This window comes from Bradyrhizobium sp. CSA207 (genome assembly GCF_029051685.1).
Classification (GTDB): domain Bacteria; phylum Pseudomonadota; class Alphaproteobacteria; order Rhizobiales; family Xanthobacteraceae; genus Bradyrhizobium.
Genome location: NZ_JAACFT010000024.1, coordinates 74,411 through 99,747, shown reverse-complemented (window position 1 = coordinate 99,747; position 25,337 = coordinate 74,411). Strand labels below are relative to the sequence as shown.

Sequence of the window (25,337 nt, the reverse complement as noted above, 5' to 3'; positions counted from 1 at the left end):
CTGTCCTCATTTGCCTGAGGTGGACTGGACGAGGGCCGCGATCGAGCCCGGGTCGGTATCGCCGACCGAGCGAGCCGTCTCGGTCTTGCCCCGGTACGCGATCAAGGTGCTTTGACTCTGCGCGCGGAGCTGTCGGACGATCGGCTTCTGGCTGTCGAAATCGACCGAGAAAATCACGAGATCCTTGTTCGCTGGCTGCTGGGCGAGCGAATCGATGATCGGCTTCTGCGCTTTGCAGGTCGGGCACCACGTCGCCGAAATATCAACGAGAATACGCGCACCGCGTTGCTGCGCCGCCTCGAAGCTTGCAGCGTCAAATACCTTGCGTTCCGCCGCACTCGCCGCGGACACCATCAACCAGGAAACCAAGGACCCGCCGAGCGCTAAAATGAGGAACAGTCGTCTTTGCATCATTTTCTCCTGCTGCAGGCTGCGTAAGTGGTCGTGCGCCGATCAGCGACACGTTGCTTTATCTGACTCGCACTGGATCCTTTTGCCCACGAAGTGCACTCCTGCGCCCTTCGGGGCTTCAGTCTCTGGCATCGAACGTCCGTGGCGCGACCCATCGGAACATTGTTCGGCCGAACACGCCCGCCAAACTGACGAACAGGACCGCCGTTCCGAGATTCCACATCAGGATCATCACCGTGGCATCGATGGTGTGAAACAGCGACAGCGCCGTCGCTGTAATCGCAGCCACAGCCAGACTACCCATCAAGGTAACGGCCGTTGGACGGAGCGGAGCCGCGTAGCGCAACATGACGAGCATCGCGAGCGACAAAGGCAGACTGGTGAGCACGAGCGTTGCAAAGCAACGCGCGGCCTCTCCGAAGCTAACGCCGTTGGGTCCGATGTCGATCCATTGAACCAAGCATTGATAGCCGATGTTCGACAGCCAGAGGACGAGAGCTGGCATGGGCACAAGCAGCCAAAGGCGCGACCGGTCCGGGAGACTTAATAGAAACGCAGCGTTTGCCGCCAGCACGCCGGTGAGCAGCGAGGCCGCCATGCTGATGGCAAAGACAGGGTCCTGCAGTCGCTGTGCCAAATCGGGGCGAAGCCCTTGGCTGATTGCCAGCAGCGTCAGTATCGCAGCCGCGAGCACAAGCCAGCAAGCTGCCCGCATCCCGGGCGGCCGCAGCCGCCGTACCGGCGTTACATTCGCGGCAAGTGACGCGATGAGGTCCGGTGTCTTGATCACGGTTCGCTCCGATCGACCAGCATTTTACGCAGGCTCTTCAGGGCGCGGTGTGTGTTGACCTTGAGAGATGTGATGGACATCCCGCTCGCCACCGCGGCCTCCTTCAATGACATCTCCTTGAGTTTGAGCAACCGGATGGCCTGCCGTTGCCTGGGAGGAAGATTGTCGATGGCTCCCTCGAGCTCGTGCCGATTGGTGCTCTCTTCCAGGTTCGCTCGGGCCTCGCAAAAGGTTTCATGTTCGGTGGTCAAAAGCGTCTCTTGGGCCCGGACGCGGCCCTGCCGGCGCAGCCGATCGATGAATCGCCGGTTGGCGATCGTGACCAGCCACGGCCCGAACGGCCGAGCCGGGTCGTAGGTCTGCCGGATGGAATGAATGGTCAGAAGAACGTCCTGGACCGCGTCTTCCACGTCGCTTGGATCACGGTGCCGCCGCGCCGCGAGCGAACGCAGGTAGGGCACGATGTCCTGCAAAAGCCGGTGATAGGCGGCTCCGTCGCCATCCTGGGCGCGGGCCATGAGAATGCTCCAATCAACGTCTCGGATGATCGGTTCCGCACGATTTGCGCCGCATGCGCCGCCGCTGCTGTCACTCTCGACGAGCTTCAGCGACGGCGGGGGGCTGCGCGGGTTCTGGGTCATCGGCAACAGACTCCGCATTGCAGCCCGGCAAGAACGTGCATGTCGGTATCGCCACGCCGCTCGAAGCGAGCAGGCATTACGTGCCTCCTTGCGCGATTCGAGGGCGACGTCGCATGTCGATCAGATGGTCGAGCGACAGCGTGCCTGGGCCGAGGGCGATCGTGGCGACCGCGAGCGCCGCCCATGGCAGATGGAAATTCGCCCAGCCCTCCGGGACGACGAGCTGTATGACGCCCGTCATGATCAAAAGCCCGAGCGCGCTGAAGCGGGTCGCCAATCCAATGACCAGCAGCACGGGGAGAACGATCTCGGCAACTCCGTCGAGGAATGCGACTGCCGTGGGCAAAGGGAACTCGTAGGCTTGGCCGAAGATGTGCAGCTTGAACTCGTCCTCGAACAGGAAGACCGCGGCCGGCGACAGCGACAGGAAGCCGTCCCACTTGGTCAGCCCGGATTTGAAGAAGGGCACGGCCAGCGCCAGACGGAGAAGCGGCGGCGCCACGATCAGGGCCACCCGGCCGAGCCACCCGGCAATATCCTGTATGGCGCGTTCCACGTTGGTCACGTTCACAAACGTTTTGACCGCGGTCATGATCGCCTCGCCGATCTCGATGATATCTCTTCCTGGGCGAAGGTGTAACCGACCAGGGCGCCCGCCTGCATGAGCCCCGAAAGATTGGCCGACAGGTCGAAGCCGGGATCAACCGCAATCGCCGCCTTCAACGCGGCAAGGACCGTCGTGCCCACGGCCAGCGCTCGAATAAACTCCAGACCACCCCCGGGAATAGACCGGACTTCAACGTCGGCCTCAGGGCGCGCGATGAGCACATCCTCGCCGCCCGCGGCGAGGTCGACCGGCGCCGGGACGCCGTCCCCGACATTCATCCGCCAGATCGTGAGCGCTGGAAATTGCGACCGGACGACACGGACGGATGGGTGCAGCAGGAGACGGATCCCGGGAAGCTGCTCGGGCTCGACAGCCTTGAACGCTCTGGGGTCGAGCGGCGCCGCCTCGGGCGAGTGGTAGGCCTCCGTCCAGGCTCGCTCGATGCGTGCGACATCCGCCAGGTAAGGCAGGCTCGCAGCTGGTTCGAAATGTCTGATGAAATCCGGGAAGCCAGCTCCATAGTCCAAAAGGATCGGCGATGGCGGCGGTTCGATCACGACATAGGTACGCGCCATGGCTTGGAAGAATTCTGTCCCGACGATGCGGTGCACCGCCGGGAAGGCGTCCTTCAGAGTTTCCGTCAGGCCGACCACGACATTGTTTCTGTAGACGGCAAACCGCTTTGGGCTTGATTCTCCGTCCGGACCGACAAGACCTTGCGGCACTGGCAGCGCGGCATCCAGAATCGCCGCAGCAAAGCTTCGTTGCCTCTCAGAGAGCGGCTGCATGACGCTTGGGCTCCGCTTGAGGGACGAGCATGATTGCTTCGGCGCGTAGCGCTTCCTGTTGCAGCGTCATCCAGGTTGGCAAGTCGGCGTCCCACTCGATGAGTGTGGGAATCGGGCCGATCCGCGCGAGGGTATGCGCGAAGAGATTCCAGACGATTTCGTCGACCGGGCGATTATGGGTGTCAATCAGAAGCGGCCGCCCCTTTTCGTCGGCTTCCCTCGTATGACCGGCCAGGTGAATCTCCTGGACATGGGCCAGCGGGTAGGCGTCGATATAGGCGATCGGATCCCAATTCTGATTGGTCGACGCGACGTAGACGTTATTGACGTCGAGAAGGAGCCCACACCTGGTGCGTTGCACCACTTCAGCAATGAAGTCGATCTCCGAATAAGTGCTTTCGGTGAAAGTAAGATAGGTTGACGGATTCTCCAGCAGCATTGGCCGGCCAAGAAATTCCTGTATCTGATCGATGTGCTCCGAGACGCGCGCGAGCGTCTCCGTGGTGTATGGCACCGGCAGCAAATCGTTCAGAAACCCGGTGTCATGGGATGACCAGGCCAGATGTTCGGAGAATAGGCCCGGTTCGTAACGTTCGATGAGTTGCTTGAGGCGCTGAAGATGATCGAGATCGAGCGGCCGATCGGCGCCGATCGACAATCCGACGCCGTGGAGTGACAGCGGATAGTGTTCCCGAATGGCAGACAAATAGCGATGCGGCGGGCCGCCCGCCCCCATGTGGTTTTCCGCATGAACCTCGAAGAAGCCTATGTCGGGCCGGGTCTCGATGATCGTGCGGTAGTGCTCGGCCTTGAGGCCGACGCCCCCACGCGGCGGAATGCGATGGTTTGCGAAAGAGGATGAAAGCGACACTGCGGCCTCCCACCGACGTGAGATGCGGGCAGGCTGCTTGCGCGGCCTGCCCGATTCAATCCGTAATCAAGCCTTCTTCGCGGTCAGGCTTCCCGGCCCTTTTGGCGTCTGCATGGTCGTGCAGGTGCCCTTGGCCTCGAGTTTGAACGCGTTGCCCTGATAGTCGGCCGTGCTGGTCCCGGCGCAGCTGGTGCCTGCTCCCGCATAGCAGTCGTTCTGGCCCTTCAGCGCTACGCCGTAGCACTTCTCCATCTTGCCGCCTTCCAGCGCCTTCATCGTCTTTGCTTGGTTTTCCTTCATCATTTTTTCCATGTCGCCCTTGCTCATCTGGGCCGTGGCCGACGTTGCGGCGAGCGTTCCAATGGCCGCGGTGAAGGCGCCGGCGACCAGTGCGGATAGCATGCGATTGGACATTTGTTCCTCCGATTGCGGGTTAGCTGTGCGACTGACGCAGTCGCCCCTGAGGCGGGCCGATCAGCCCACCTGACAGCAAATTCGCCCCAACGAGCGGAAAGGTTACGCCTCGGCAAATCGGGTTCCGGCGGCGATCTCCAGAATGGCGAGCCAATCTGGAGCCCGCACCCCATAACGAAGCTTACGCTCGGCTTCGCGCCGCCAGAGTGCCAGCTCAACCGGCGCAGCAAGACAGCTTTGCGACGTCCTTGCCGAACGACAACGCCGCCAGCTTCAACCCCTCGACGGTGGTGAGATAGGGAAAGATCGTTTCCGTAAGGTCTGCGATTGTAAGTCCCTGCCGGATCGCCAGTGCGGCGGTCTGGATGCTGTCGGCACCTTCCGGCGCCAGGATATGCGCGCCAAGCAACCGTCCGGTGTCTGCGTCGGCCACGAGCTTGATGAGCCCGCGGGTGTCGCGGGCGGCCAACGCGCGCGGCACCTGGTCGAGACCGATCGTCGAGACCTGAACGGGATATCCGGCATGACGCGCCGCAGCCTCCGTGAGCCCGACGCTCGCCACCTGCGGGTCGGTAAACACGACGGCCGGCATGGCGCTATTGTCGTAACGCAGGCTGTCGCCATTGAGAGCGTTCTTGGCGGCGAGCTTGGCGCCGTGGGCGGCCATGTAGACGAACTGGTCGCGGCCGGTGACGTCGCCGGCAGCATAGACGCCGGCTCGTGTCGTACGCATGCGGTCGTCGACGACGATGCCGCCTTTCGGCGAAAGCGCGATGCCGTGCTCGGCAAGCCCAAGGCCTTCGATGTTGGGCGCACGCCCGGTGCTAATCAGCACCTGATCGGCCTCTATCGTCGTGTCACAGCCGTCGCGTGCAACGTCAAGCGCAATGCCGGTTTCGGTTTTGCGGATCGCACAATAGGCGATGCCGGAGATCACGGTAATGCCTTCGCCATCGAAATATCCCGTCAGCGCCTCACCGATCTCGGGCTCGGCCTCCGGGAGCAGGCGGGTCCGGCACACGAGCGTCACCTTGACGCCGGCCCGGGCGAACATCTGGGCAAGCTCTGCTCCGATATAGCCACCACCGATGACGAGCAGCGACCGCGGCAGTTCTTCGAGGTCAAGCGCCGTCGTGCTCGTCAGATACGGGACGGTCGCGATACCGGGGATGGCGGGCACCGCTGGCCGCGCGCCGGTCGCAATGATGATCTTGCCGGCGGGAATGCGCGCGCCATCCGCTTCGACGCCGCCGTCCACAAGGCGCGCTGGGCCCTCGCGGTAGCCGATGCCGTTGTAGGCCCGCAGCAGGTTGATGTACTTGGCCTGGCGGAGCTGCATGACCAGCGCATCCTTCTGACGGACGGTTGCCCGCCAATCGGTTACTGCGGCCCCGGCCGAGATGCCCGCGAAGCGTGCTGCCACGCGCGCGTTGTGGAGCGATTCCGCAGCGCGGATCAAAGTCTTTGACGGAACGCAACCGATATTGACGCAGGTACCGCCGATCGTGCCGCTGCCGATGAGCGCCACCTGCGCGCCTTGCTCGGCCGCCGCGATCGAAGCCGAGAAACCCGCCGAGCCGGCGCCGATGACAATGAGGTCGTAGGCGCCTCCGCCATTGGGACCGCTCGCGCGGAACGGGCGGTCCGCTGATGAGCCGATCTTCGATGCCGAGCCGACCGACAGTCGTGAGGCCGTATCGAGGCCAGCAAGGCTCGGTCCGAAGAGCGCCCGACCGGCCTCGAGCCCTTCCTCGATCGACAGCCGAAATCCGGGCTCGTCTGCGGCACACTCGCGGCGCCAGGCGGAAAGATGGTCGTCCGAACAGAAGAAGGCGGTCGTCGCGCACAGTGAGTTGGCGGCGCACGCGCCTTGATAGCGAACGCTTTGCCACATGACGGCCGTTGCCGGCTCGATCTGGGCGAGCGTCCGCCCTCGATCCCGCGTATTGATCCGGATCGGCGCGCCGCAATGACGGCAGCGCGACGCGATCGCAATATCGCGATCGGTCATGGCGCCGACGCCGAGCGCGTCAACGGCGCACATCGCATTGAGAATACGCCCGTCCAGTGTGACCCGGTGCCCTGTATCCCGATCAGCGAAGGGATAGGCGCCGACGATCCGTTCATTATCGAGCACGACGAGGTCGCGCCGGCGGAGCTCTTCGAGCAGCGGATGAATGGCTGTCTCGCTCGACCCTGCACGCTCTGCAAGCGTCTCTGGGGTCGGGGCTCGTCCGTCCTCGGTGTAGAATCGGAGCAACGCGACGCGAACGCGGTCCGTGGCGGGATCGTAGCCGCTCCAGCGATCGAACACATGGTCGGAGCCGACCATGGCCTGCAAGGCGTCCCGAACCGCCGGCGATATGACCACTGACCAGTCTGGAAACGTCACGCCTGGCCGCACAGCGTAGCTCGGCAACGTCGCGGATGTGGAAGCCACAGCCTCGGTCCCGGACGACGAAGATGCGCAGCAATCGTTCATGGCTTCACGCTCTCCCTGTGAACCTTGGTCTCATGGGCCGCGCCTGTTGCCTGGCGATGATGGCGCCCCACGCGACGAGACCGAGAGCCGCGAGTAACAAGGGAAGCATCGCCAGACCCGCGCCCGCCGGCCGCGCGCCAACACCGGCCAAGGGCAGGCCCACGACGAGGAGCGGCGCCGCGCACCAGATCGTGGCGAGGATGGCACCCGCCGCGCCGACGCGAATCGGCGCGCGGTCATTCATCTCAACTCCCCTCTCTCAGGTGCGCGGGATAACCCGCATTCATGCTGGCGGCTGCGATGGCGTCGGAGGTTGTCTTCGCGTCGTCGAACGTTACGGTTGCGGTCTTGGCTTTGAACGAGACAGCCACGTTTGAGACACCGGGCACCGCCGCCATCGAGGTCCGCACAATGTAGGGACATGAGGCGCACGTCATGTTGTCGACTGCGAGGGTGATCGTGCGCTCACCGGCGAATGCGGCCGGCGCGGTGGTCAGCGAGGCGATCAGGGCGAACGCGCTCAAGGTCGTCTTCATGATAAGTGGTCTCCTCTTGATCTCAGGCGCGAAGCAGCAGCGGGGCGATGTACTCGAAGGCGAAGGCGGACATGACGATCACCGTCGCGATCCAGAGCGCGAGTTGAACGATGCGGCTGGGAATGGGACGTGCGCAGGCAGCACCGTCGGCGCAGGCGCGCCTAGTCTTCCAGTAGACAAGATAGAAGCCATAGCCGAGCAGGCCTGCCGTCCCGGTGACGAAGAACGGCTTGTAGGGTGCGAGCGCGGTCAGATTACCGATCCAGGCGCCGCCGATGCCGAGGCTGAACAGAATGAGCGGGACGATGCAGCACGAAGAGGCGGCGAGCGCACCGAGAATGCCGCCGACCGCGACCAGCCGCTGCCGTCCCACCTCGCCCCGCTCGGAGGAAGGAACATCAGCCGCGCCTACCACCGGAGTTTGGAGTTGCGATGCAACCATGTCCGCACTCGCTTTCCTTGCCGAAATCGATCGTGAGGGGTAGGATGAAGTCTGTAGTAGCTACAGGCTCAAGTGGAACGTTGTGATGCGCGATCAAGCTGTTGTGAAGGGCATGCAGCGGGCAGAACTGGCCCGGCGGACCGGCAGCAATCTGGAGACCGTGCGCTACTACGAAAAGGTCGGTCTCCTGCCGGAGCCGCCGCGCACCCCGGGCGGCTATCGCAGCTACGACACGACGCATGAGCGCCGTCTTCGCTTCGTGCTGAGGGCGCGCGAGCTTGGCTTCTCCCTGGACGAGATCCGAGCGCTGCTGCGTCTCGTCGACGAACGTGATCAGCCCTGCGCCGAGGCACTTGCGGTTGCAGCGACCCACCTCCAGGAGATCCGCGCGAAAATCGCCGATTTGAAGCGCTTGGAGCGCGTCCTCAAGGACGTGGTCGTCCAATGTGGCGATGGCACGCTGCCTGAGTGTCCGCTGATCGAGACGCTCTTCGGCGATTGAGCTGCCATCCTGGCAGTCGATCGGTTCGTCGTAATAAGCTATGCAGCACACTGGTGCTCCCCGCGTGCAGCTTGTCCGGCCTCCCATTTGAGGACGATATCGCCACTTCGATCGTGCCTCGCCGTCTCAACAGCGGCAGCGACCAGGCTTCGTGGAAACCCGGCTTGGTCTCGACCGCGATCACGCGTTCCATCGGCCCGATGCCGTCAGGCAAGAAGCTGTCGTACAGGAACGGCTTTTGCCCTCTCGCGTCATCTCCGACATACGGATTGGTGCCGTAGTTGCGTGCGGCGGGTTCGTTCGGGATCAGCACTTGCCCGTGGGGGAAACGTTGACGGAAGCACCGTCACTTGGATGCAGCTTCGGAATCTCAATAGCTCTTCTGCAGAGGGCCTTGTTGCCTCAGCACCTCCGACTCGCGATCTACTCGAATTCTCTATTCGCTCGATCGCCCGAAAAGGTTACGAGCCATGGGTCGGCGAGATCCCCTACATCGCGGCGAAGAGTACCCTGAAGACCGGCACCGCCATCAACCTGTTCGTCGGCGACCTCCAGCTGTGCCACACCTCGATGCCCTCGCGACGCATGTTCCCGCTTTTCGAAGTCCAGTTTGCGTGGCACCATTCCTTTGAAACGACGGGAGAGCTGCCATGCGCTGGTGTGTCTCGATCGGGGCGGCGCTGATCGTGGGGACGATGGCCGGGGGTGCCGGCAGTGCCGCGCCCAACACAAGATCGCAGCTGGCGGACGTCAACAACAGTCCGCCATCCGTCGATGTTGAACTCGTTATCGCGGTCGACGTTTCCTATTCGATGGATCTGGACGAACTCGCGGTCCAGCGCGAGGGCTATGCGCAGGCCATCGTCTCGAAAGATTTCCTTCAGGCGCTGAAGAACGGTCCGACCAGCAAGGTAGCCGTAACCTATTTCGAGTGGTCGGCATCGACCGACCAGAAGATCATCATTCCCTGGCGAGTGATCGACGGCCCGGAGACGGCGGACGCCGTCGCCGGCGAAATCATGAAGGCGCCGGTTCGTCGGGGCTCGCGCACCTCGATCTCTGGCGCGATCAATTTCGCGGTGCCGCTATTCGACGAAAATCCTTATCGGGGCTTAAGGCGCGTCATCGACATTTCCGGCGACGGCCCGAACAACAACGGCGAGCCTGTCACCGGCGCTCGCGATGTGGCACTAGAGAAGGGCATCATCATCAACGGACTCCCGATCATGGTGAAGGAGCCGTCCTATTCGACAATGGATATCGACAACCTCGATTTTTATTACGAGGACTGCGTCATTGGTGGACCGGGCGCTTTCGTCGTGTCGATCAAGGATCGTGATCATTTCAAGGAAGCGATCCGCGCCAAGCTTGTGCTCGAGGTTGCGGGCCGAACGCCAGAGCACCGGATCGTTCCGGCCGCCGAGAAAGAGCCGCGGATACCTTGCCAGATCGGTGAAAAAATGTGGCAGGACCGTTGGGGGCGATAACCGTCGAAATCTAATGAGAGCAACAATCCACGCGGCGCAATGAAGGGGCCGAACCGCCGCCGGGCGAGCGATGGGACATAGCCTTTGAAAGAGACTGTGAGAAAATCTGCAGCAATGAACTGAGCGCTGCTGATCGAGAGCGAGGGTTTTCAGTCAGAAAACAAGAGATTGCAACTAAAAAAGCCGGCTTCGACTAAAGCTCATAGACTTCGCGCCGCGGCGATGCGCGCCCTAAGTTTCCGAAGGATTTTTTGAGGGTCTCTACTTCATACCCTAGCGCTGATGTTCGAGCGCGCCGCCCCCTGTGGCGCAGAATGCCGTACGCCGTCACTAAACTAGACTAAGACTAGCATGCCAATTCAAGGCCGACGCGCCCGGCTCGCATCCGCGCTGGCGGCGACCGGCCCATGACGCGAATTCCGCATCGGGGTGCGTGCGTTCGACCCGCTGGCTAACCCGCCCGGCATGCTGCGTTGCAACCGCGCGTTGCCCCTTTGAACAAAAGGGTCCCCCCTCGTTTTTATCATTCCCACGAACTGCGCCGAGAGACCGGCGTGGCAATGGGAGACAAGGAAACGGAGGGGCAACAATGACGAAAATCGCAATGTTCGCGGCTGTGGCCGGCCTGCTTCTCGCATCCGCATCGACTGCCGATGCGCGTAGCATGGGTGGCGGAGCCAGCTTCGGAGCTTCAGCTTTCGCTCCCGGGCAAGAGTTCCGCGCGCATGGATCCGTCGCTGGACATCTGGGCGCATCCGGCTATGCGCCGGGTCACTTGATGAGAGCGCACGGTAGCTTGCGCGGGCATCCCGGCGCTTCGGGCTTTGCCCCGGGACATCGGTTCGTCCATCGGATGCGCTAGGACCTGATCCGGAACAATGGCAACCGGCGCCGCAAGGCGATCATCTGTGCAACAAGCCAAGGGCTCGGTAAGGCATCCCTGCGATTTGGAAAAGGAAAACCGCCCTAGTTTGGAAACCGAGGCTAGTTCGCCAAGCGATTGTAATGCTTCTTAAAATTGGTCGGAGCGAGAGGATTTGAACCTCCGACCCCTAGTCTCCCAGACTAGTGCGCTAACCGGGCTGCGCCACGCTCCGAATGCCGTTCCATTAGCTAGGATCGCCGCTTTGCGCAAGGAGCGATACCAAATTGGTGACGGCTCAAATCTCCGGAACTCACCGTAAAGACGACGGAATGCGGCGTCAGCCGTCCTTCAGCGCCAAGTCCAGCATCTCCCGGCAGGCAACGAGGTCGCCGAGCGCCCGTCCCAGCCGTTCCCGGTCGAGGGCGCTGGGCCCGGCCGGCGGTGCGGTGCCGCCCTTGCGGTAGGTGGTGAGGATTTCCTCGTCGTCGGTCTCTGAAAAGCGGAAGTCGATGCCTTCCGCTTCCTCGCCCTGGTAATCGTCATCGTCGGTGTCGAGGGTGCCGCGGACGCCCGTCTCTCCCTCGGGCTCCAGCAGGCTATGTCCGATGGCGTCCTCGATCGCCCCGAACGAGACGGCGGCCGAGCTATCGGCCAGGCCCTGCACCGACTTGATGCCGTGCTCTTTGAGGATCCGCTGCACCCCGCGGATGGTGTAGCCCTCCCCGTAGAGGAGACGGCGGATGCCCTTGAGCAGGTCGACGTCGTCGGGGCGATAGTAGCGGCGGCCGCCGCTGCGCTTCATCGGCTTGATCTGGGCGAATCGGGTCTCCCAGAACCGCAGCACGTGCTGCGGAATGTCGAGTTCCTGCGCTACTTCGCTGATGGTGCGGAACGCATCCGGCGCCTTGTCCAAATGCAAAATCCTTTGCGAGGGCGGTTACGCCTCCGGTTGTACCTTGCTGCCGTCGCCATTGGTGCGGTGCTGGGCGTTGATGCGTTGCTTCAGGATCGCGGATGGCTTGAACACCATCACCCGGCGCGGCGAGATCGGCACCTCGGTGCCGGTCTTCGGGTTGCGGCCGATGCGCTGGCCTTTCTTTCGCACCATGAAGGAGCCGAACGAGGACAATTTCACCGTCTCGCCCTTCTCCAGGCAGTCGGTGATCTCCTTCAACACGAGTTCCACGAACGCGGACGATTCCGTGCGCGACAGGCCTACCTTCTGGTAGACGGCTTCGCACAGATCAACACGCGTTACGGTTTTGCTTGTATCGGTCATCGCCCTGCCCCACATCACGGCGAACAATTGTTGTCTGAAATTATGAGGTTACGATACTGCGGTCAACACCGCTCATCAATGCAGACGCATCGATAATCGTCGCTGATTCGGGCAAAATTTTATCGACTGTGGCTTACCAGCGCACCAGCGCCGAACCCCAGGTGAAGCCGCCGCCCATCGCTTCCAGCAGAACCAGGTCGCCGCGCTTGATGCGGCCGTCCTTGCGCGCCACCGACAGCGCCAGCGGGATCGAGGCCGCCGAGGTGTTGCCGTGACGGTCGACCGTCAGCACCACCTTCTGCGGCGCGATATGCAGCTTGTGCGCGGAGGCGTCGATGATTCGCTTGTTGGCCTGGTGCGGCACGAACCAGTCGATGCTTTCGGCATTGAGCCCGGTCGCCTCGAAGGCGTCGACGATCACGTCGGTGATCATGCCAACCGCGTGCTTGAAGACCTCGCGGCCCTCCATGCGCAGATGACCGACAGTCTGGGTCGAGGACGGCCCGCCGTCGACGAACAACTTTGCCTTGTGCCGGCCGTCCGAACGCAGATGCGTGGTCACCACGCCGCGATCGGTCGCGGCTTTGCCCGGCTGCTCCTGCGCTTCCAGCACGACCGCGCCGGCACCGTCGCCGAACAGCACGCAGGTGCCGCGATCGTTCCAGTCGAGGATGCGCGAGAAGGTCTCGGCGCCGATTACCAGCGCACGCTTGTAGGTGCCGGTGCGCAGGAAATTGTCGGCGGTGGCGAGCGCAAACACGAAACCCGAACACACCGCCTGGAGATCGAACGCCACGCCATGGTTGATGCCGAGCGCGTGCTGCACGGCAACGGCGGTTGCAGGGAACGTGTTGTCCGGCGTCGAGGTCGCGAGCACGATCAGCTCGATCGACTGCGCGTCCACGCCGGCATCGGTGAGCGCGGCCTGCGCCGCCTTGATCGCCAGATGCGAGGTGAACTCGCCGTCGGCCGCGATGTGCCGCTGACGGATGCCGGTGCGCTGCACGATCCACTCGTCGGACGTGTCGATGCGCGTCGCCAATTCGGCATTGGTCACCACCTGCTCCGGCAGATAGGCGCCGCAGCCCAGCACGACCGAACGAATTTTGGTCACGAAACAGCCTCCTGCGCGGTTGGCGCGGAACTAAGCGCACCTCCGTCGCGGTTGAGCATCTGATTGATCTTGTTCAGGAGATCGAATTTGACCATTTCATAGCCAACATCGATTGCATAGGCAAAGCCTTCGGCGTTGGTTCCGCCGTGGCTCTTGACCACCACCCCGTTCAATCCCAGGAACACGCCGCCATTGGACTTGTTGGGGTCCATTCTCTCACGCAGGGTCTGGAAGGCGCGGCGTGCAAAGAGATAGCCGATCCTCGACATCCAGCTTTTGCGCATCTCGTCACGGAGCAATGCCGCGATCTGCCGCGCGGTTCCCTCGGCGGCCTTGAGCGCGATGTTGCCGTTGAAGCCCTCGCTGACGATGACGTCGGCCAGCCCCTTGCCAATGCCGTCGCCCTCGACGAAGCCGATATAATCGAGCTGCGGCAGGTTCATTGCACGCAGGATTTCCGCGGCCTCGCGGATCTCCTCGTGACCCTTGATCTCCTCGACGCCGATATTGAGCAGGCCGACGGTAGGACGCGGCTTGTTGAACAGCACGCTCGCCATCGCTGCGCCCATCACAGCGAGCGAAACCAGATGGTGCGCATCGCCGCCGATGGTGGCGCCGAGGTCGAGCACGACGGAATCGCCGCGCATCGTCGGCCATATCGCGGTGATCGCCGGACGGTCGATGCCCCGCAGTGTACGCAGGTTGAAGCGTGCCATCGCCATCAGCGCGCCGGTGTTGCCGGCGGAGACCGCGACATCCGCCTCGCCCTTCTTCACCGCGTCGATGGCGAGCCACATCGAGGAGGTCTTGCGGCCGCGGCGCAGCGCCTGGCTCGGCTTGTCCTCCATGCTGACGGCAACGTCAGTATGGACGATCCTGGAGGCGGCCTTGAGCGCGGGGTGCTTCTCGAGCTCGGGCTCGATTTTGGCGCGGTCGCCGACCAGCAGGAATTCGGTCTCGCGGTGCCTGCCGAGCGAGATGGCGGCGCCTGGAATGACCACGGCGGCGCCGACATCGCCCCCCATGGCGTCAAGCGCGATGCGAACCTTACTTGGCATAAAAGTCCTGGAAACCTGGTCTGATGCGGTCGTCAACTAGCGGGACCGCGAAATGGATTCGCCATGGATATGGCGATCGGCGAAAGCGCCACGCTGCGCCCCGACCGGGGCGCGACAATAGCGTTTTGTCATCCCGAAACAACCTCTTGCCCCCAGCCTTTTGCATTCGGGGCGATCCGGTCCACGATGCCAGATTTGCGGCAAAATGCATATAAAACAAACGGATAAGCCAGTCTCTCAAACCATCGAGGCAAACGCTTCGCGTCCCGTCGCAGAAACGACCCTGCCCGGAATGGCCGCCTATTCGTCTTTCTTCTTGTCCTGAAGCGCTTTTAGCACTGCGAACGGATGATCCCCGGGATCGGAGGTCGTGACCTCAGCCTCGAACACTGCGCCGGACTTGCGCGGATAGGGATCGATCGCCAGGAACAGGGCATCGGTGGCGAGCCGGCCAAGGTCGATGACGCCGCCAACGATCGCCTCCGGCGGATCGGCAATTTCGGGCGGCTCCTCGTTGTCCTGCCCCTCCTCGATCAGGTCGGCCAACCGCCGCACCTCGGCTTCAGGCGCGAACATCAGGTCGATCTCCTCGTCGATCTCGTTCTCGATCGGATCGAGCGTCACCACGCAGGTCTGGCCGACTCGGGCCCGCACGTACCCCGTGACATGGACGCGGCCTCCGCTTTTCGGCGTGACGTCAAAGGCGGCCTGGGCGGACAGGATCTCGCGCAGCCCGGCGAGTTCAGCCATCGCCCGCCGCTCGGCGGCGGAAGCCTCGAGCTTGCGATGCAGGCCGGTGTCGGGGACGTGTGCGACGGTAATGGGGACCCGCCAAGGGTCTGGTCCGGCAGTGGGTCGGTTCATGGCGTGACATCCTCGGGAAGCGCCGGTGGAAACGCAAAGGTGGCGTCCAGAAGCGCCACCTCACTGGTCCGGGCCAGATCGCCCCCCGTTGCCTGGGCGTAAGCCGCCAGCTGCCGCGCCTGATCCATTCCAGCACCATTCAAGATATTCTTGCAGATGGCCGTTGCCAGCGCCTCGCCGCCATCCTCCATCGCCTCGTCATAGGCCTTCGCCCGGCCATAAAAGGCCTCGCCGAAGGCCCGCATCCGCTTCGGCACGGTTTGGTCGCCGACGCCCATCTCGCGCAGATTGTCGTCCATGTCCTCGCAAAAGCGGTCGAACAGCACCTGTGACAGCTCCGCACCGCCCGAAACAGTGCGCAGGCGTCGCAGCAACAGCCACAAATGCAGCAGCAACAGGTCGAAACGCCCGTTAACCGTATCCGGCACGCCCAAGTCGCGGTAAAATATAGGTTCTCGCGCCTGGGTCACGATCATGCCATAGATGGCCTCAATGGTGCCGCGCGGGGCGAGCCGGGGTTTCCTGAAGTGATTGAACGGCCAAAGCATTGTGGTTTCCGCAAGCGGGCGCGCGCGTGTTGCATTCTGAGCCTCCGCCCGGTACTTCAGCGCCTCGCGCGACGCAAGGGGACGGAATCGGTTCCGCAATGACGATAGCTAATCAGAACAGCCAGCGCGCGGACAAGCGCTGCGGCCTTGTTGCGCGGTGGCGCGTGGTCGTGGCCGCAGCCGTGATCGGGACGGCGCTCGCGGGGTGCACCGGCGAGCAATTCCAGAAGGGCTACATCCTGCCGCCCGGCGCGCTCGAGCAGATCCCGATCGGTGCAAGCCAGGATCAGGTGCTGATCGTGATGGGCACGCCCTCCACCGTCGCGACGCTCGACGGCGAGGTGTTTTACTACATCTCGCAGCGCTCGGAGCGCATGGTGGCCTTCATGAACCAGAAGGTGGTCGACCAGCGCGTCATCGCGGTCTATTTCGACAAGAACCGGCGTGTGCGCCGGCTTGCGAATTATGGCCTCCAGGACGGCAAGATCTTCGACTTCATCAGCCGGACGACGCCAACGTCGGGCCAGGAGATGAGTTACCTCACACCCATCTTCAAGCTGCTCAGCTTTAACTGAGCCATCAGCCTGCGGCGTCGTGCCGCCCCGCCCGACTTGCCGTCGCACGCGGCGTTCCCTACGCTCGCTGCAAAGCAAGAAGCTGGGGAGTGGATTCGTGCCCAAAACTTTGATGTCCCGTCGTCGCATACTCACCGGTGTCGCCGGCCTTTCGGCAGCGGCCGTCCTGCCGCGCGCGAGTCTTGCTGACTGGAAGCCCACCGAGAACGTGCGCATCGTCGTGCCGGCCGCGGCCGGCGGTTCGACTGACGTGATGGGCCGGCTGCTGGCCGCCCATCTGCAAACTGCCTGGGGACAATCCGCCGTCGTGGAAAACCGCTCCGGCGGCGGCGGCACGATCGGCACGGCAGAGGTGGTCCGCGCCAGGCCTGACGGCCACACCATCCTGATCGGCAATCCCGGTCCGAACGCGATCGCCTACAGCATCTTCAAGAACCTGAACTACAAGCAGGACCAGCTCCAGCCGGTCTCCAACATGATCCGGATCCCGAACATCGTCTCGGCGCATCCGAAGACCGGCATCAAGTCGATCGCCGAGCTGATCGCCTTCCTCAAGGCCAACCCGGACAAGCTCAGCTACGCCTCCTCCGGGGTCGGCCAGAGCCCTCACCTCACCGGTGCCTGGTTCTTGCAGCTCACCGGGCTGAAGATGACGCACATTCCATTCCGCGGCGCCGGCCCGGCGCTCCAGGCCGCGCTGGCCGGCGACATCCAGATCCTGTTCGACAATCTCTATCCGAGCCTGCCACAGGTGCAGAACGGCACGCTCAACGGCCTCTGCGTCACCACGCCGGAGCGCAGCGACCTCGCGCCGAACCTGCCGACCATGCGCGAGAGCGCGCCGGAACTGGCCAATTTTGACGTATCGTCGTGGTTCGCCGTGTTCCTGCCGAAGGGCGTCCCCGCTCCGGTCCTCGAAGCGCTGAACCTCCAGGTCAAGGCGATGCTCGAGCGCGACGACATCAAGAAGAATATCCTCGCGATGGGCGCCCGCGCCGACTACGGCACCCCGCAGCAGTTCGCCGACTTCGTGGACGCCGAGACGAAGAAGTTCGCCGGCATCATCCAGAAGGAAGGGCTGCAGATGGACGTGCAGTAGCGCGCTCGGTCGTGGCGCGCCAGACGGCTTGACCGCACGTATCGACCGAACGTGCGTGCAACGTCGCTCCCGATCGTCCCGACGGGAGCCTGCTTGCTTATTGTCTCGATCAGCCGGCTCTCCGGCACGGCTGCGTTGCCGACGGCGCAAAAGCTCGCATCGGCAGGCCCAAATGTCTCTTGACTTAGAGTGCGCTCGAACTCGTAGTTTCCGTGCGTCGTGATGAGAGACAGGCATGAAGATCGGCGAACTCGCGAAGCGTTCCGGACTGACTGCCCATACGATCCGCTACTACGAGCGGATCGGACTGTTGCCTTACGCCGACCGAGATCGATCCAGCCGACGTGACTACGATGCCTCGATCCTGGTGTGGATCGAGTTTCTCGGCCGACTGAAGACGACTGGTATGCCGATCCGGGACATGCTGCTTTACGCGGAACTCCGGGATCGAGGCAGCGGCACCGAAGCCGAGCGGCGCGCGCTGCTGGAGCGGCACCGTGAAAGCGTGCGTGCCCACGTCGACGAACTGAATGCCTGTCTTCTCGTCCTCGACACCAAGATCGGCGGTTATGCCGAAACGGAACAGAGGATGAAGGATTATGATGCAACACTTCCCGAACGCCGGCGAAAGCCGGTTGGAGCGCGGTCGCCGCGCACTCGCTGAGATCGACGGAGAGGCCGGCCATAAGGTCGTGGCGGCGCTTGGTGACATCGCCCCGGACTTCGCCACCTATATATTCGAATTTCCATTTGGTGACATCTACTCACGGCCCGGGCTCGACGTCCGTTCGCGCGAAATCGCAACGATCGCGGCGCTCGCGGCCATGGGAAACGCCGCACCTCAGCTCAAGGTGCATATCGAGGCAGGTCTGAATGTCGGGCTCGGCCGAGAGGAGATTATTGAGATCCTCATGCAGATGGCCGTCTATGCCGGCTTCCCGGCTGCCCTCAACGGCCTGTTCGCAGCGAAGGAGGTATTTGCGCAAAGAACCGTGGACGGATCGGAGCCGAAAGCCTGAAGCTCCACCGTCGAACCCTGTTTTGACGTGCAGCCGGATTGCGCTGCCCCTGACAAAAAGCCCCGCGGCTCGCGCCGCGGGGCTTTGTCTTGTCTCGTCTGCGCCGTTCAGTGCGCGAGGATCGCCAGCAGCAGCAGCGCCACGATGTTCGTGATCTTGATCATCGGGTTCACTGCCGGTCCCGCCGTATCCTTGTAGGGATCGCCGACGGTGTCGCCGGTTACCGCCGATTTATGGGCGTCAGAGCCCTTGCCGCCGAAATGGCCGTCCTCGATGTACTTCTTGGCGTTGTCCCAGGCGCCGCCGCCCGAGGTCATCGAGATCGCAACGAAAAGGCCGGTCACGATCACGCCGAGCAGCATCGCGCCGACGGCGGAGAACGCCGCCGACTTGCCGGCCGCACCGCCGCCCGCAATCGCGTAGATCAGGAAATAGACGACGATCGGCGACAAGACCGGCAGCAGTGACGGGATGATCATCTCCTTGATCGCCGCCTTGGTCAGCAGGTCGACCGCCTTGCCGTAATCCGGCTTGTCGGTGCCCTGCATGATGCCCGGCTTTTCGCGAAACTGACGCCGCACCTCCTCGACGATCGCGCTGGCCGCACGGCCCACAGCGGTCATGCCCATCGCGCCGAAGAGATAAGGCAGCAGACCACCGAACAGCAGGCCCACCACCACATAGGGGTTGTTGAGCGAGAAGTCCGGATTGACGCCGGCGAAATAGGGGTGATGCGCCGAGTCCGCAACGAAGAACTTGAGGTCCTGGTTGTAGGCCGCGAACAGCACCAGCGCACCGAGACCGGCGGAGCCGATCGCATAGCCCTTGGTCACCGCCTTGGTGGTGTTGCCGACCGCGTCGAGTGCGTCGGTCGACTTGCGCACCTCCTTGGGCAGGCCCGCCATCTCGGCGATGCCGCCGGCATTGTCGGTCACGGGCCCGAACGCATCGAGCGCGACCACCATGCCGGCGAGCGCCAGCATTGTGGCGGTCGCGATTGCGATGCCGAACAAGCCGGCGAGGCTGTAGGTGACGAGGATGCCGGCGATGATGACGAGCGCAGGCAGCGCGGTTGCCTCCATCGAGACGGCGAGGCCCTGGATCACGTTGGTGCCGTGGCCGGTCACCGAGGCCTGGGCGATCGACTTCACCGGGCGATAGTCGGTGCCGGTGTAGTATTCGGTGATCCAGATGATCAGCGCGGTGACGACGAGGCCGACGATACCGCATTCGAACAGCGACATGCCGGTATAGTCGACACCAGCGAGCTTGCCGAAGCCGATCAGGCTGTAGATCACGCCGGCGATGCCGATCAGCGACAGGACGCCGGTTGCGATCAGGCCCTTGTAGAGCGCGCCCATGATCGACTGGCTCGGCCCGAGCTTGACGAAGAAGGTGCCGATGATCGAGGTGATGATGCAGATACCGCCGATCGCGAGCGGCAGCGTCATCATGTTCATGAGGATCGGCGTCTTGGCGAAGAAGATCGCCGCGAGCACCATGGTAGCGACCGCCGTCACCGCGTAGGTCTCGAACAGGTCGGCCGCCATACCGGCGCAGTCGCCGACGTTGTCGCCGACGTTGTCGGCGATGGTTGCCGGATTGCGCGGATCGTCCTCGGGAATGCCGGCCTCGACCTTGCCGACGAGATCGCCGCCGACGTCCGCACCCTTGGTGAAGATGCCGCCGCCGAGACGGGCGAAGATCGAGATCAGCGAGGCGCCAAAGCCGAGCGCCACCATGGCGTCGACGACGACACGGCTGTCAGGCGCGAGCTTCAGCGAATAGACCAGGAAGCCGAAATAGAGGGTCACGCCGAGCAGCGCGAGACCCGCCACCAGCATGCCGGTGATCGCGCCCGCCTTGAAGGCGAGTTCGAGGCCGCCGGCGAGCGACGTCGTCGCGGCCTGGGCGGTGCGCACATTGGCGCGGACCGAGACGTTCATGCCGATGAAGCCGGCCGCGCCCGACAGGATCGCGCCGATGGCGAAACCAATGGAGACATAGATCCCGAGGAAATAGGCAAGCAGCAAGAAGATGACGATGCCGACGAGACCGATCGTGGTGTACTGACGCCGCAGGTAGGCCTGCGCGCCTTCGCGCACCGCTCCCGCGATCTCCTGCATGCGCGGTGACCCCGCATCCGCGCTCAACACCGAAGACGTCGCCCAGATCGCGTAGACGACGGAAAGCACTCCGCAGAGCACAATCAACCATAATGCTGTCATGTGATTTTTTGCCTCAGATCCCTTGATGTACCCCCGGCGCCTTTTATTGTCCGTCGTGCGGTGCGGCGCCTTGATTTCGAACAAGGCCGCCCCTTTGCCCGGAGGGGCGGCCTTGTTCGGCAGCGACCTTGCCAAAATCAGAATGCCGGTGCAACGCCGTAAGCAGCTGAAAACACCGATCTTGGCAGGTATTTAGGCCTATCCTAAGAGCCCAGGCGCCGGTTTGGCGGAATTGCTAGAAATGGCTGTAGGACAGCCGCTTCAAAGTCAGTTCCCGGCCGTGCTCATCAAGGAAGCGCGGCCGCGCGTCGCCCTCGACGATCGTGCCGATCGCCGTAACGCCGAGGCCCACAGCCCGCCCTGCGGCGATCAATGCGTCGCTTTGCGCGGCCGGAACGGTGCACAGCACCTCATAGTCGTCGCCCCCGGCCAGCAGCGTCTCAACGCTGACAGCGTTGCGCGCGACCAGGCTTGCCGCCACAGCCGAGAGCGGCACACTTGCCACGTCCACTGTGGCCGAGACGCCCGATGCCGCACAGAGTTTTGTCAGATCGCCGGCGAGCCCGTCGGAAACGTCCATCGCAGCCGTCGCGCGGTTGCGCACGGCCTGCGCAATCACGTTGCGTGGCTGCGGCACGCGATAGCGCGAGACCAGCATCTCTCGTGCGTGCGGGTCGGAGGCCAGCGCTCCAGCCACCGCACTGCCCGTGAGCACGTCGAGGCCGAGCGCGGCATCGCCGATCGTGCCCGTCACCAGGATGCGGTCGCCCGGCCTTGCACCGGTGCGGCCAACCATCCGGCCGTGGGGTACGCGGCCGAAGGCGGTGATCGAGATCATCTGCGGCCCCGGCGTCGACACAGTGTCGCCGCCAAGGAGCGGGCATCCGAAGGCCTTGGCATCCTCGCCCAGCGCGTTCGCGAACGGACTGAGCCAGGCATCGTCCCTGCTGCGCAGTGCCAGCGTCAGCACGAAGCCGGCGGGCACAGCGCCTTTGGCGGCAAGATCGGACAAATTCACCCGCAGCGCCTTGCGCGCGATGGTCTCGGGCGGATCACCGGCAAGATAATGCACACCCTCGACCACGGCATCGGTGGTGACAACGATGTCCTCGCCGAGCGATTGCAGGATGGCGGCATCGTCGACCAGCCCCAACGCGCCGGGATCAGTCGCCAGCGGCTTGAAATAGCGCGCGATGAGGGAGTCTTCGCCGGAAGTTTCTGGTGCGTTCGTCATCGGCGCTAGCCCCAAACTCCACTGTCATCGCCCGGCTTGACCGGGCGATCCAGTACGCCGAGACGCCCGATATCAATAACCGCTGCCGCGGCGTACTGGATCACCCGCCTTCGCGGGTGATGACAGCGGAATGTATGACTACCCCCGCCCGAACTCGTCACCGCGAAACTGACGGCCGATCTGGTCGAGCACCGCATTCACCATGCCGGTCTCCTCACGGTCGACGAAGGCGTTGGCGACGTCGACATATTCGGACACGACGACGCGGCCCGGCACGTCCTTGCGGTGCTCCAATTCATAGGCCCCCGCCCGCAGCACCGCGCGCAAAATCGCTTCGATGCGCTTCAGCGGCCAGCCCTTCGACAGCGCCTCGTCGATCAGGGGATCGAGCTTCTTCTGGTCGCGCACGACACCCGAGACGACGTCGCGGAAAAAGGCCGCTTCCGCAGGCAGATAAGTGTCGCCCTCGACCTCGTTGCCGAGCCAGTGGCTCTCGAACTCTGCGAAAATGTCGTTGATGCCGGCGCCCCCGATGTCCATCTGGTACAGTGCCTGCACGGCCGCGAGCCGCGCAGCACCGCGCCGGTTCGCTTTTTTCTCGGCGCCAGCCGGCGGCTTTTTGCTGTTGTCGACCATGATCAAACCCGCGCCAGCCGGCGTTTGATGCGCAGCATCGCAAGTGCCGCGCGTGCGGCATCGCCGCCCTTGTTGAGCTCGCTGGCGCGCGCCCGCGCCCAGGCCTGTGCCTCGGTGTTGACGGTGAGGATGCCGTTGCCGAGCGGCAGTTTTCGCGACACCGCGAGGTCCATCAGCGCGCGGGAGGATTCCTGCGAAACGATCTCGAAATGGATGGTATCGCCGCGGATCACGCAGCCGAGTGCGATCACCGCGTCATAAGGCTTGCCGCTCGCCGCCGCGGCATCGATCGCGATCGCGACCGCCGCTGGAATCTCCAGCGCGCCGGGAACCGTGATGACGTCGTGCGTCAGGCCGGCCGCCTTCAGCTCGGCCACCGCACCGTCCAGCAGCGCGTCCTGGAGGTCGTCATAGAACCGTGCCTCGACAATCAGCGCGCGCGCGCCGGAGATGTCGGTCTGGTCCTTCAGGGGTGCGCGCCGCGCGTCTGCCATCGTTCAACCTTACTTTGTCATTGCCGGGCTTGACCCGGCAATCCATCGGGCCAAGCACCTCTTAAGAGCATGGATGCGCCGGTCAAGCCCGCGCATGACGAACTTTCTCCGCCGTCACTTCATTTCAGTCAGCCGCGCTGCGTAGCGGGCCATCAGGTCGACCTCGATATTGACCTCGGCACCTGCCTTCCAGCCACCGATCGTTGTGACTGTCAGGGTGTGCGGTATAATCAGCACCGAAAAGGTCACGTCTTTCACCGTATTGATCGTCAGCGACACGCCGTCGAGCGTGATCGAGCCCTTGGTGGCGACGAACCGCGCCAGCTCCCGCGTCGTGCCGAGCTCGAACCGCGCCATGTCCGGCAAATCCTCGCGGCTGATGATGGTCGCGATCCCATCGACATGGCCGGCGACAATATGGCCGCCGAGCTCGTCACCGATCTTGAGCGCGCGCTCGAGATTGAGCCGCGTTCCTGCCCTCCAGTGCTTCGCCGTGGTCAGCGCCAGCGTCTCGGCCGCGGTATCGACATCGAACCAGGTTGTGCCGCTGTCCACGCCCGAGGCAACCACCGTCAGGCAGACGCCGTTGCAGGCGATCGAGGCGCCGTCGGCAATGGTGGCGCGATCGTAGCGGCAGGCGATGCGCAGACGATGCAATTGGCCCTGCGCCGTCGGCGTCAGGCTGACGATCTCGCCGATATCGGTGACAATGCCGGTAAACATGTTAGGTGCGCTCATAGGTGGTGAGAGTATCGTGGTCGAATGTCTCGCTAGCATGAACGCGGAAGCGCTGCGACTGCGTGATTTTCGACAGGGGCAATGCATCGAGCGCATCCACGCCGTCGCTGCCCACCTCTTCCGTTCCGCGGAACAGCCAGATCTCGTCAACCAGATCGGCGGCCACAAACGACGCCGCAATACGGCTGCCGCCCTCGACCATCAGCCGCGTAATGCCCTTCGCGGCGAGCGCATGCAGAACAGCCGGAAGATCGAGTCCGGATGCGCGCCCCGGCGGTACGCGGATCACCTGCGCGCCGGCAGCGCCGAGCCGCATAGCAGCTGCAGCTTCGGCGAGCTCAGAACCCATCACCCAGAGCGGCGCCTCGCGCGCGGTACGCAACAGCTGGCTCGAGGCCGGAATGCGCAGGCTCTGGTCGAGCACCACTCGCACCGGCGAGCGCGCCGCCATCCCGGGCAGGCGGCAGGTGAGCTGCGGATCATCCGCCAGCACCGTGCCGATGCCGACGAGGATGGCGTCACTCTGCGCGCGCAACAGGTGCACGCGATTGCGGGCGGCTTCACCCGTGATTGCGACCGGCTTGCCACCGGCGGCGCCGATCTTGCCGTCGGGTGAGACCGCGAGCTTCAGGATCACATGCGGGCGCTTTTCGCGGACACGGCTGAAATGCCCGGCATGATCAAACGCGGCCTCCGCCGCGCACAGGCCCACATCCACCGTGATACCGGCGGCGCGCAAGCGCGCATGGCCCTGCCCCGCCACTTCCGGATTGGGATCCTCGATCGCCGCCACCACGCGCTTGATGCCGGCTGCGATCACCGCATCGGCGCATGGCGGCGACTTGCCGAAATGCGAGCAGGGCTCGAGTGTGACATAGAGCGTTGCGCCGCGCGCTGCCTCTCCGGCCCGCCGCAGCGCCTCGGGTTCGGCATGCGGCCGCCCGCCTGCTTGAGTCCAGCCGCGGCCCAGGATCACCCCGTCCTTGACGATGACGGCGCCGACGGCCGGGTTGGGCCAGGTCCGCCCCTGCCCGCGCCGTCCCAGCGCGAGCGCAAGCTGCATGAAGCGGCGGTCGGCGTCCTTGGACTCGCGCGCCTTCTGCGCGAACTGATCCTCCAGGATCCGAAAGATCATTTGCGGATCGCGGCGAGCCGCGCTTCCTCCTCACCGGAGAGCTCACCGAGCACGTCGGCGAAATCCTTCGCCTCGCGGAAATTGCGATAGACCGAGGCGAAACGCACATAGGCGACGTCGTCGAGCGTGCGCAGATGCTCCATCACGGTCTCGCCGATCACCTCGGAGGAGATTTCGGCTTCGCCCCCGGTTTCAAGTTCGCGCACGATGGTGGAGACCATCTTCTCCACCCGCTCCGGCTCGACCTGCCGCTTGCGCAAGCTGATCGACACCGAGCGCATCAGCTTGTCGCGGTCGAACGGCACGCGGCGGCCATTGCGCTTGATCACGGTGAGCTCGCGCAGCTGCACGCGCTCGAAGGTGGTGAAGCGGAAATTGCAGGCGACGCACACGCGCCGCCTGCGGATCACGGAAGAGTCCTCGGTCGGACGCGAGTCCTTTACCTGCGTATCGAGACTGTTGCAGTTCGGACAGCGCATC

At 63.8% G+C, this 25,337-nt stretch carries 29 protein-coding genes and 1 tRNA gene; 6 read left to right on the top strand and 24 right to left on the bottom strand.

From position 1 onward, the window contains the following. Positions 1-6: 6 nt before the first annotated feature. The 10 genes from GWG65_RS26155 to GWG65_RS26110 form a co-directional block, all read right to left on the bottom strand. On the bottom strand, positions 7-411 hold the full coding sequence (locus GWG65_RS26155) for a thioredoxin family protein (RefSeq protein ID WP_275198429.1): 405 nt from the start codon (positions 409-411) through the stop codon (positions 7-9). A 118-nt stretch (positions 412-529) separates the two neighbouring features. Then, positions 530-1,201 carry a DUF1109 domain-containing protein gene (locus GWG65_RS26150; RefSeq protein ID WP_275198427.1) on the bottom strand — a complete coding sequence of 224 codons (672 nt, stop codon included), beginning with the start codon at positions 1,199-1,201 and terminating at the stop codon, positions 530-532. Further along, positions 1,198-1,842 (bottom strand): sigma-70 family RNA polymerase sigma factor, encoded by a 645-nt coding sequence (locus GWG65_RS26145; RefSeq protein ID WP_275198426.1) that lies wholly within the window; start codon positions 1,840-1,842, stop codon positions 1,198-1,200. Before GWG65_RS26145 ends, GWG65_RS26150 begins: the two co-directional genes overlap by 4 nt. 76 nt (positions 1,843-1,918) lie before the next feature. Beyond that, the gene (locus GWG65_RS26140; protein WP_275198425.1) at positions 1,919-2,434 is read right to left on the bottom strand and encodes a DoxX family protein; all 516 of its coding nucleotides are present in this window, start codon (positions 2,432-2,434) and stop codon (positions 1,919-1,921) included. After that, on the bottom strand, positions 2,431-3,237 hold the full coding sequence (locus tag GWG65_RS26135; RefSeq protein ID WP_275198424.1) for a DNA-binding domain-containing protein: 807 nt from the start codon (positions 3,235-3,237) through the stop codon (positions 2,431-2,433). The genes GWG65_RS26140 and GWG65_RS26135 overlap by 4 nt, the downstream gene beginning before the upstream one ends. Further along, a complete protein-coding gene (locus GWG65_RS26130; protein ID WP_275198423.1) occupies positions 3,221-4,108 on the bottom strand; it encodes a DUF692 domain-containing protein in 888 nt (295 codons plus the stop codon). The genes GWG65_RS26135 and GWG65_RS26130 overlap by 17 nt, the downstream gene beginning before the upstream one ends. A gap of 66 nt (positions 4,109-4,174) precedes the next feature. After that, the gene (locus GWG65_RS26125) at positions 4,175-4,522 is read right to left on the bottom strand and encodes a DUF2282 domain-containing protein (protein ID WP_275198422.1); all 348 of its coding nucleotides are present in this window, start codon (positions 4,520-4,522) and stop codon (positions 4,175-4,177) included. Between the two features lie 214 nt (positions 4,523-4,736). Then, a complete protein-coding gene (merBA, locus tag GWG65_RS26120; RefSeq protein WP_275198420.1) occupies positions 4,737-7,004 on the bottom strand; it encodes a bifunctional organomercurial lyase/mercury(II) reductase MerBA in 2,268 nt (755 codons plus the stop codon). Between the two features lie 245 nt (positions 7,005-7,249). Next, positions 7,250-7,540 (bottom strand): cation transporter, encoded by a 291-nt coding sequence (locus tag GWG65_RS26115; RefSeq protein WP_275198419.1) that lies wholly within the window; start codon positions 7,538-7,540, stop codon positions 7,250-7,252. 22 nt (positions 7,541-7,562) lie between these two features. After that, a complete protein-coding gene (locus tag GWG65_RS26110) occupies positions 7,563-7,982 on the bottom strand; it encodes a mercuric transporter MerT family protein (RefSeq protein ID WP_275198418.1) in 420 nt (139 codons plus the stop codon). A gap of 85 nt (positions 7,983-8,067) precedes the next feature. On the opposite strand from GWG65_RS26110, the gene GWG65_RS26105 reads away from it, so the two are divergent. Beyond that, a complete protein-coding gene (locus tag GWG65_RS26105; RefSeq protein WP_275198417.1) occupies positions 8,068-8,484 on the top strand; it encodes a helix-turn-helix domain-containing protein in 417 nt (138 codons plus the stop codon). A 650-nt stretch (positions 8,485-9,134) separates the two neighbouring features. Further along, complete coding sequence (locus tag GWG65_RS26100; protein ID WP_275198416.1) at positions 9,135-9,971, top strand: DUF1194 domain-containing protein; 837 nt, start codon at positions 9,135-9,137, stop codon at positions 9,969-9,971. 1,019 nt (positions 9,972-10,990) lie between these two features. Here GWG65_RS26100 and GWG65_RS26095 read toward each other — a convergent pair. The 7 genes from GWG65_RS26095 to GWG65_RS26065 all read right to left on the bottom strand — a co-directional run bounded on the left by GWG65_RS26095 (position 10,991) and on the right by GWG65_RS26065 (position 15,699). Next, positions 10,991-11,068, bottom strand: a tRNA-Pro gene (locus GWG65_RS26095). Between the two features lie 105 nt (positions 11,069-11,173). Next, entirely contained in the window at positions 11,174-11,749 is a 576-nt protein-coding gene (locus GWG65_RS26090) for a MerR family transcriptional regulator (RefSeq protein WP_275198415.1), read from the bottom strand. A 24-nt stretch (positions 11,750-11,773) separates the two neighbouring features. After that, positions 11,774-12,115, bottom strand: a complete 342-nt coding sequence (locus GWG65_RS26085; protein ID WP_028171641.1) for an integration host factor subunit alpha — start codon at positions 12,113-12,115, stop codon at positions 11,774-11,776. Between the two features lie 133 nt (positions 12,116-12,248). Next, positions 12,249-13,229 (bottom strand): beta-ketoacyl-ACP synthase III, encoded by a 981-nt coding sequence (locus tag GWG65_RS26080; RefSeq protein WP_275198414.1) that lies wholly within the window; start codon positions 13,227-13,229, stop codon positions 12,249-12,251. Further along, complete coding sequence (plsX, locus tag GWG65_RS26075) at positions 13,226-14,287, bottom strand: phosphate acyltransferase PlsX (protein ID WP_275198413.1); 1,062 nt, start codon at positions 14,285-14,287, stop codon at positions 13,226-13,228. Before plsX ends, GWG65_RS26080 begins: the two co-directional genes overlap by 4 nt. 300 nt (positions 14,288-14,587) lie before the next feature. Continuing rightward, positions 14,588-15,151, bottom strand: coding sequence for a DUF177 domain-containing protein (locus GWG65_RS26070; protein ID WP_275198412.1), 564 nt, complete (start codon positions 15,149-15,151; stop codon positions 14,588-14,590). Continuing rightward, positions 15,148-15,699, bottom strand: coding sequence for a ubiquinol-cytochrome C chaperone family protein (locus GWG65_RS26065; RefSeq protein WP_275198411.1), 552 nt, complete (start codon positions 15,697-15,699; stop codon positions 15,148-15,150). The genes GWG65_RS26070 and GWG65_RS26065 overlap by 4 nt, the downstream gene beginning before the upstream one ends. A 98-nt stretch (positions 15,700-15,797) precedes the next feature. On the opposite strand from GWG65_RS26065, the gene GWG65_RS26060 reads away from it, so the two are divergent. The 4 genes from GWG65_RS26060 (at position 15,798) to GWG65_RS26045 (ending at position 18,392) form a co-directional block, all read left to right on the top strand. Then, positions 15,798-16,274: an outer membrane protein assembly factor BamE gene (locus tag GWG65_RS26060; protein ID WP_275198410.1), complete on the top strand. Its 477-nt coding sequence runs from the start codon at positions 15,798-15,800 to the stop codon at positions 16,272-16,274. Between the two features lie 97 nt (positions 16,275-16,371). Then, complete coding sequence (locus GWG65_RS26055) at positions 16,372-17,373, top strand: tripartite tricarboxylate transporter substrate binding protein (RefSeq protein WP_275198409.1); 1,002 nt, start codon at positions 16,372-16,374, stop codon at positions 17,371-17,373. 235 nt (positions 17,374-17,608) lie between these two features. Then, the gene (locus GWG65_RS26050) at positions 17,609-18,037 is read left to right on the top strand and encodes a MerR family transcriptional regulator (protein WP_212432257.1); all 429 of its coding nucleotides are present in this window, start codon (positions 17,609-17,611) and stop codon (positions 18,035-18,037) included. After that, the gene (locus GWG65_RS26045; RefSeq protein ID WP_275198471.1) at positions 17,976-18,392 is read left to right on the top strand and encodes a carboxymuconolactone decarboxylase family protein; all 417 of its coding nucleotides are present in this window, start codon (positions 17,976-17,978) and stop codon (positions 18,390-18,392) included. The genes GWG65_RS26050 and GWG65_RS26045 overlap by 62 nt, the downstream gene beginning before the upstream one ends. A gap of 107 nt (positions 18,393-18,499) precedes the next feature. On the opposite strand, the gene GWG65_RS26040 is transcribed toward GWG65_RS26045, so the two are convergent. The 7 genes from GWG65_RS26040 to nrdR all read right to left on the bottom strand — a co-directional run bounded on the left by GWG65_RS26040 (position 18,500) and on the right by nrdR (position 25,336). Next, positions 18,500-20,620, bottom strand: coding sequence for a sodium-translocating pyrophosphatase (locus GWG65_RS26040; RefSeq protein ID WP_275198408.1), 2,121 nt, complete (start codon positions 20,618-20,620; stop codon positions 18,500-18,502). A gap of 235 nt (positions 20,621-20,855) precedes the next feature. After that, positions 20,856-21,854 carry a thiamine-phosphate kinase gene (gene thiL / locus GWG65_RS26035; protein ID WP_275198406.1) on the bottom strand — a complete coding sequence of 333 codons (999 nt, stop codon included), beginning with the start codon at positions 21,852-21,854 and terminating at the stop codon, positions 20,856-20,858. Between the two features lie 138 nt (positions 21,855-21,992). After that, entirely contained in the window at positions 21,993-22,490 is a 498-nt protein-coding gene (gene nusB / locus GWG65_RS26030) for a transcription antitermination factor NusB (RefSeq protein ID WP_247390012.1), read from the bottom strand. A 2-nt stretch (positions 22,491-22,492) separates the two neighbouring features. Beyond that, positions 22,493-22,984 carry a 6,7-dimethyl-8-ribityllumazine synthase gene (ribH, locus tag GWG65_RS26025; protein WP_275198405.1) on the bottom strand — a complete coding sequence of 164 codons (492 nt, stop codon included), beginning with the start codon at positions 22,982-22,984 and terminating at the stop codon, positions 22,493-22,495. A gap of 114 nt (positions 22,985-23,098) precedes the next feature. After that, positions 23,099-23,707, bottom strand: a complete 609-nt coding sequence (locus GWG65_RS26020; protein WP_275198404.1) for a riboflavin synthase — start codon at positions 23,705-23,707, stop codon at positions 23,099-23,101. 1 nt (position 23,708) lies between these two features. Beyond that, a complete protein-coding gene (gene ribD, locus GWG65_RS26015) occupies positions 23,709-24,857 on the bottom strand; it encodes a bifunctional diaminohydroxyphosphoribosylaminopyrimidine deaminase/5-amino-6-(5-phosphoribosylamino)uracil reductase RibD (protein WP_275198403.1) in 1,149 nt (382 codons plus the stop codon). Beyond that, complete coding sequence (gene nrdR, locus GWG65_RS26010) at positions 24,854-25,336, bottom strand: transcriptional regulator NrdR (RefSeq protein ID WP_007603426.1); 483 nt, start codon at positions 25,334-25,336, stop codon at positions 24,854-24,856. Before nrdR ends, ribD begins: the two co-directional genes overlap by 4 nt. Position 25,337 lies beyond the last annotated feature (1 nt).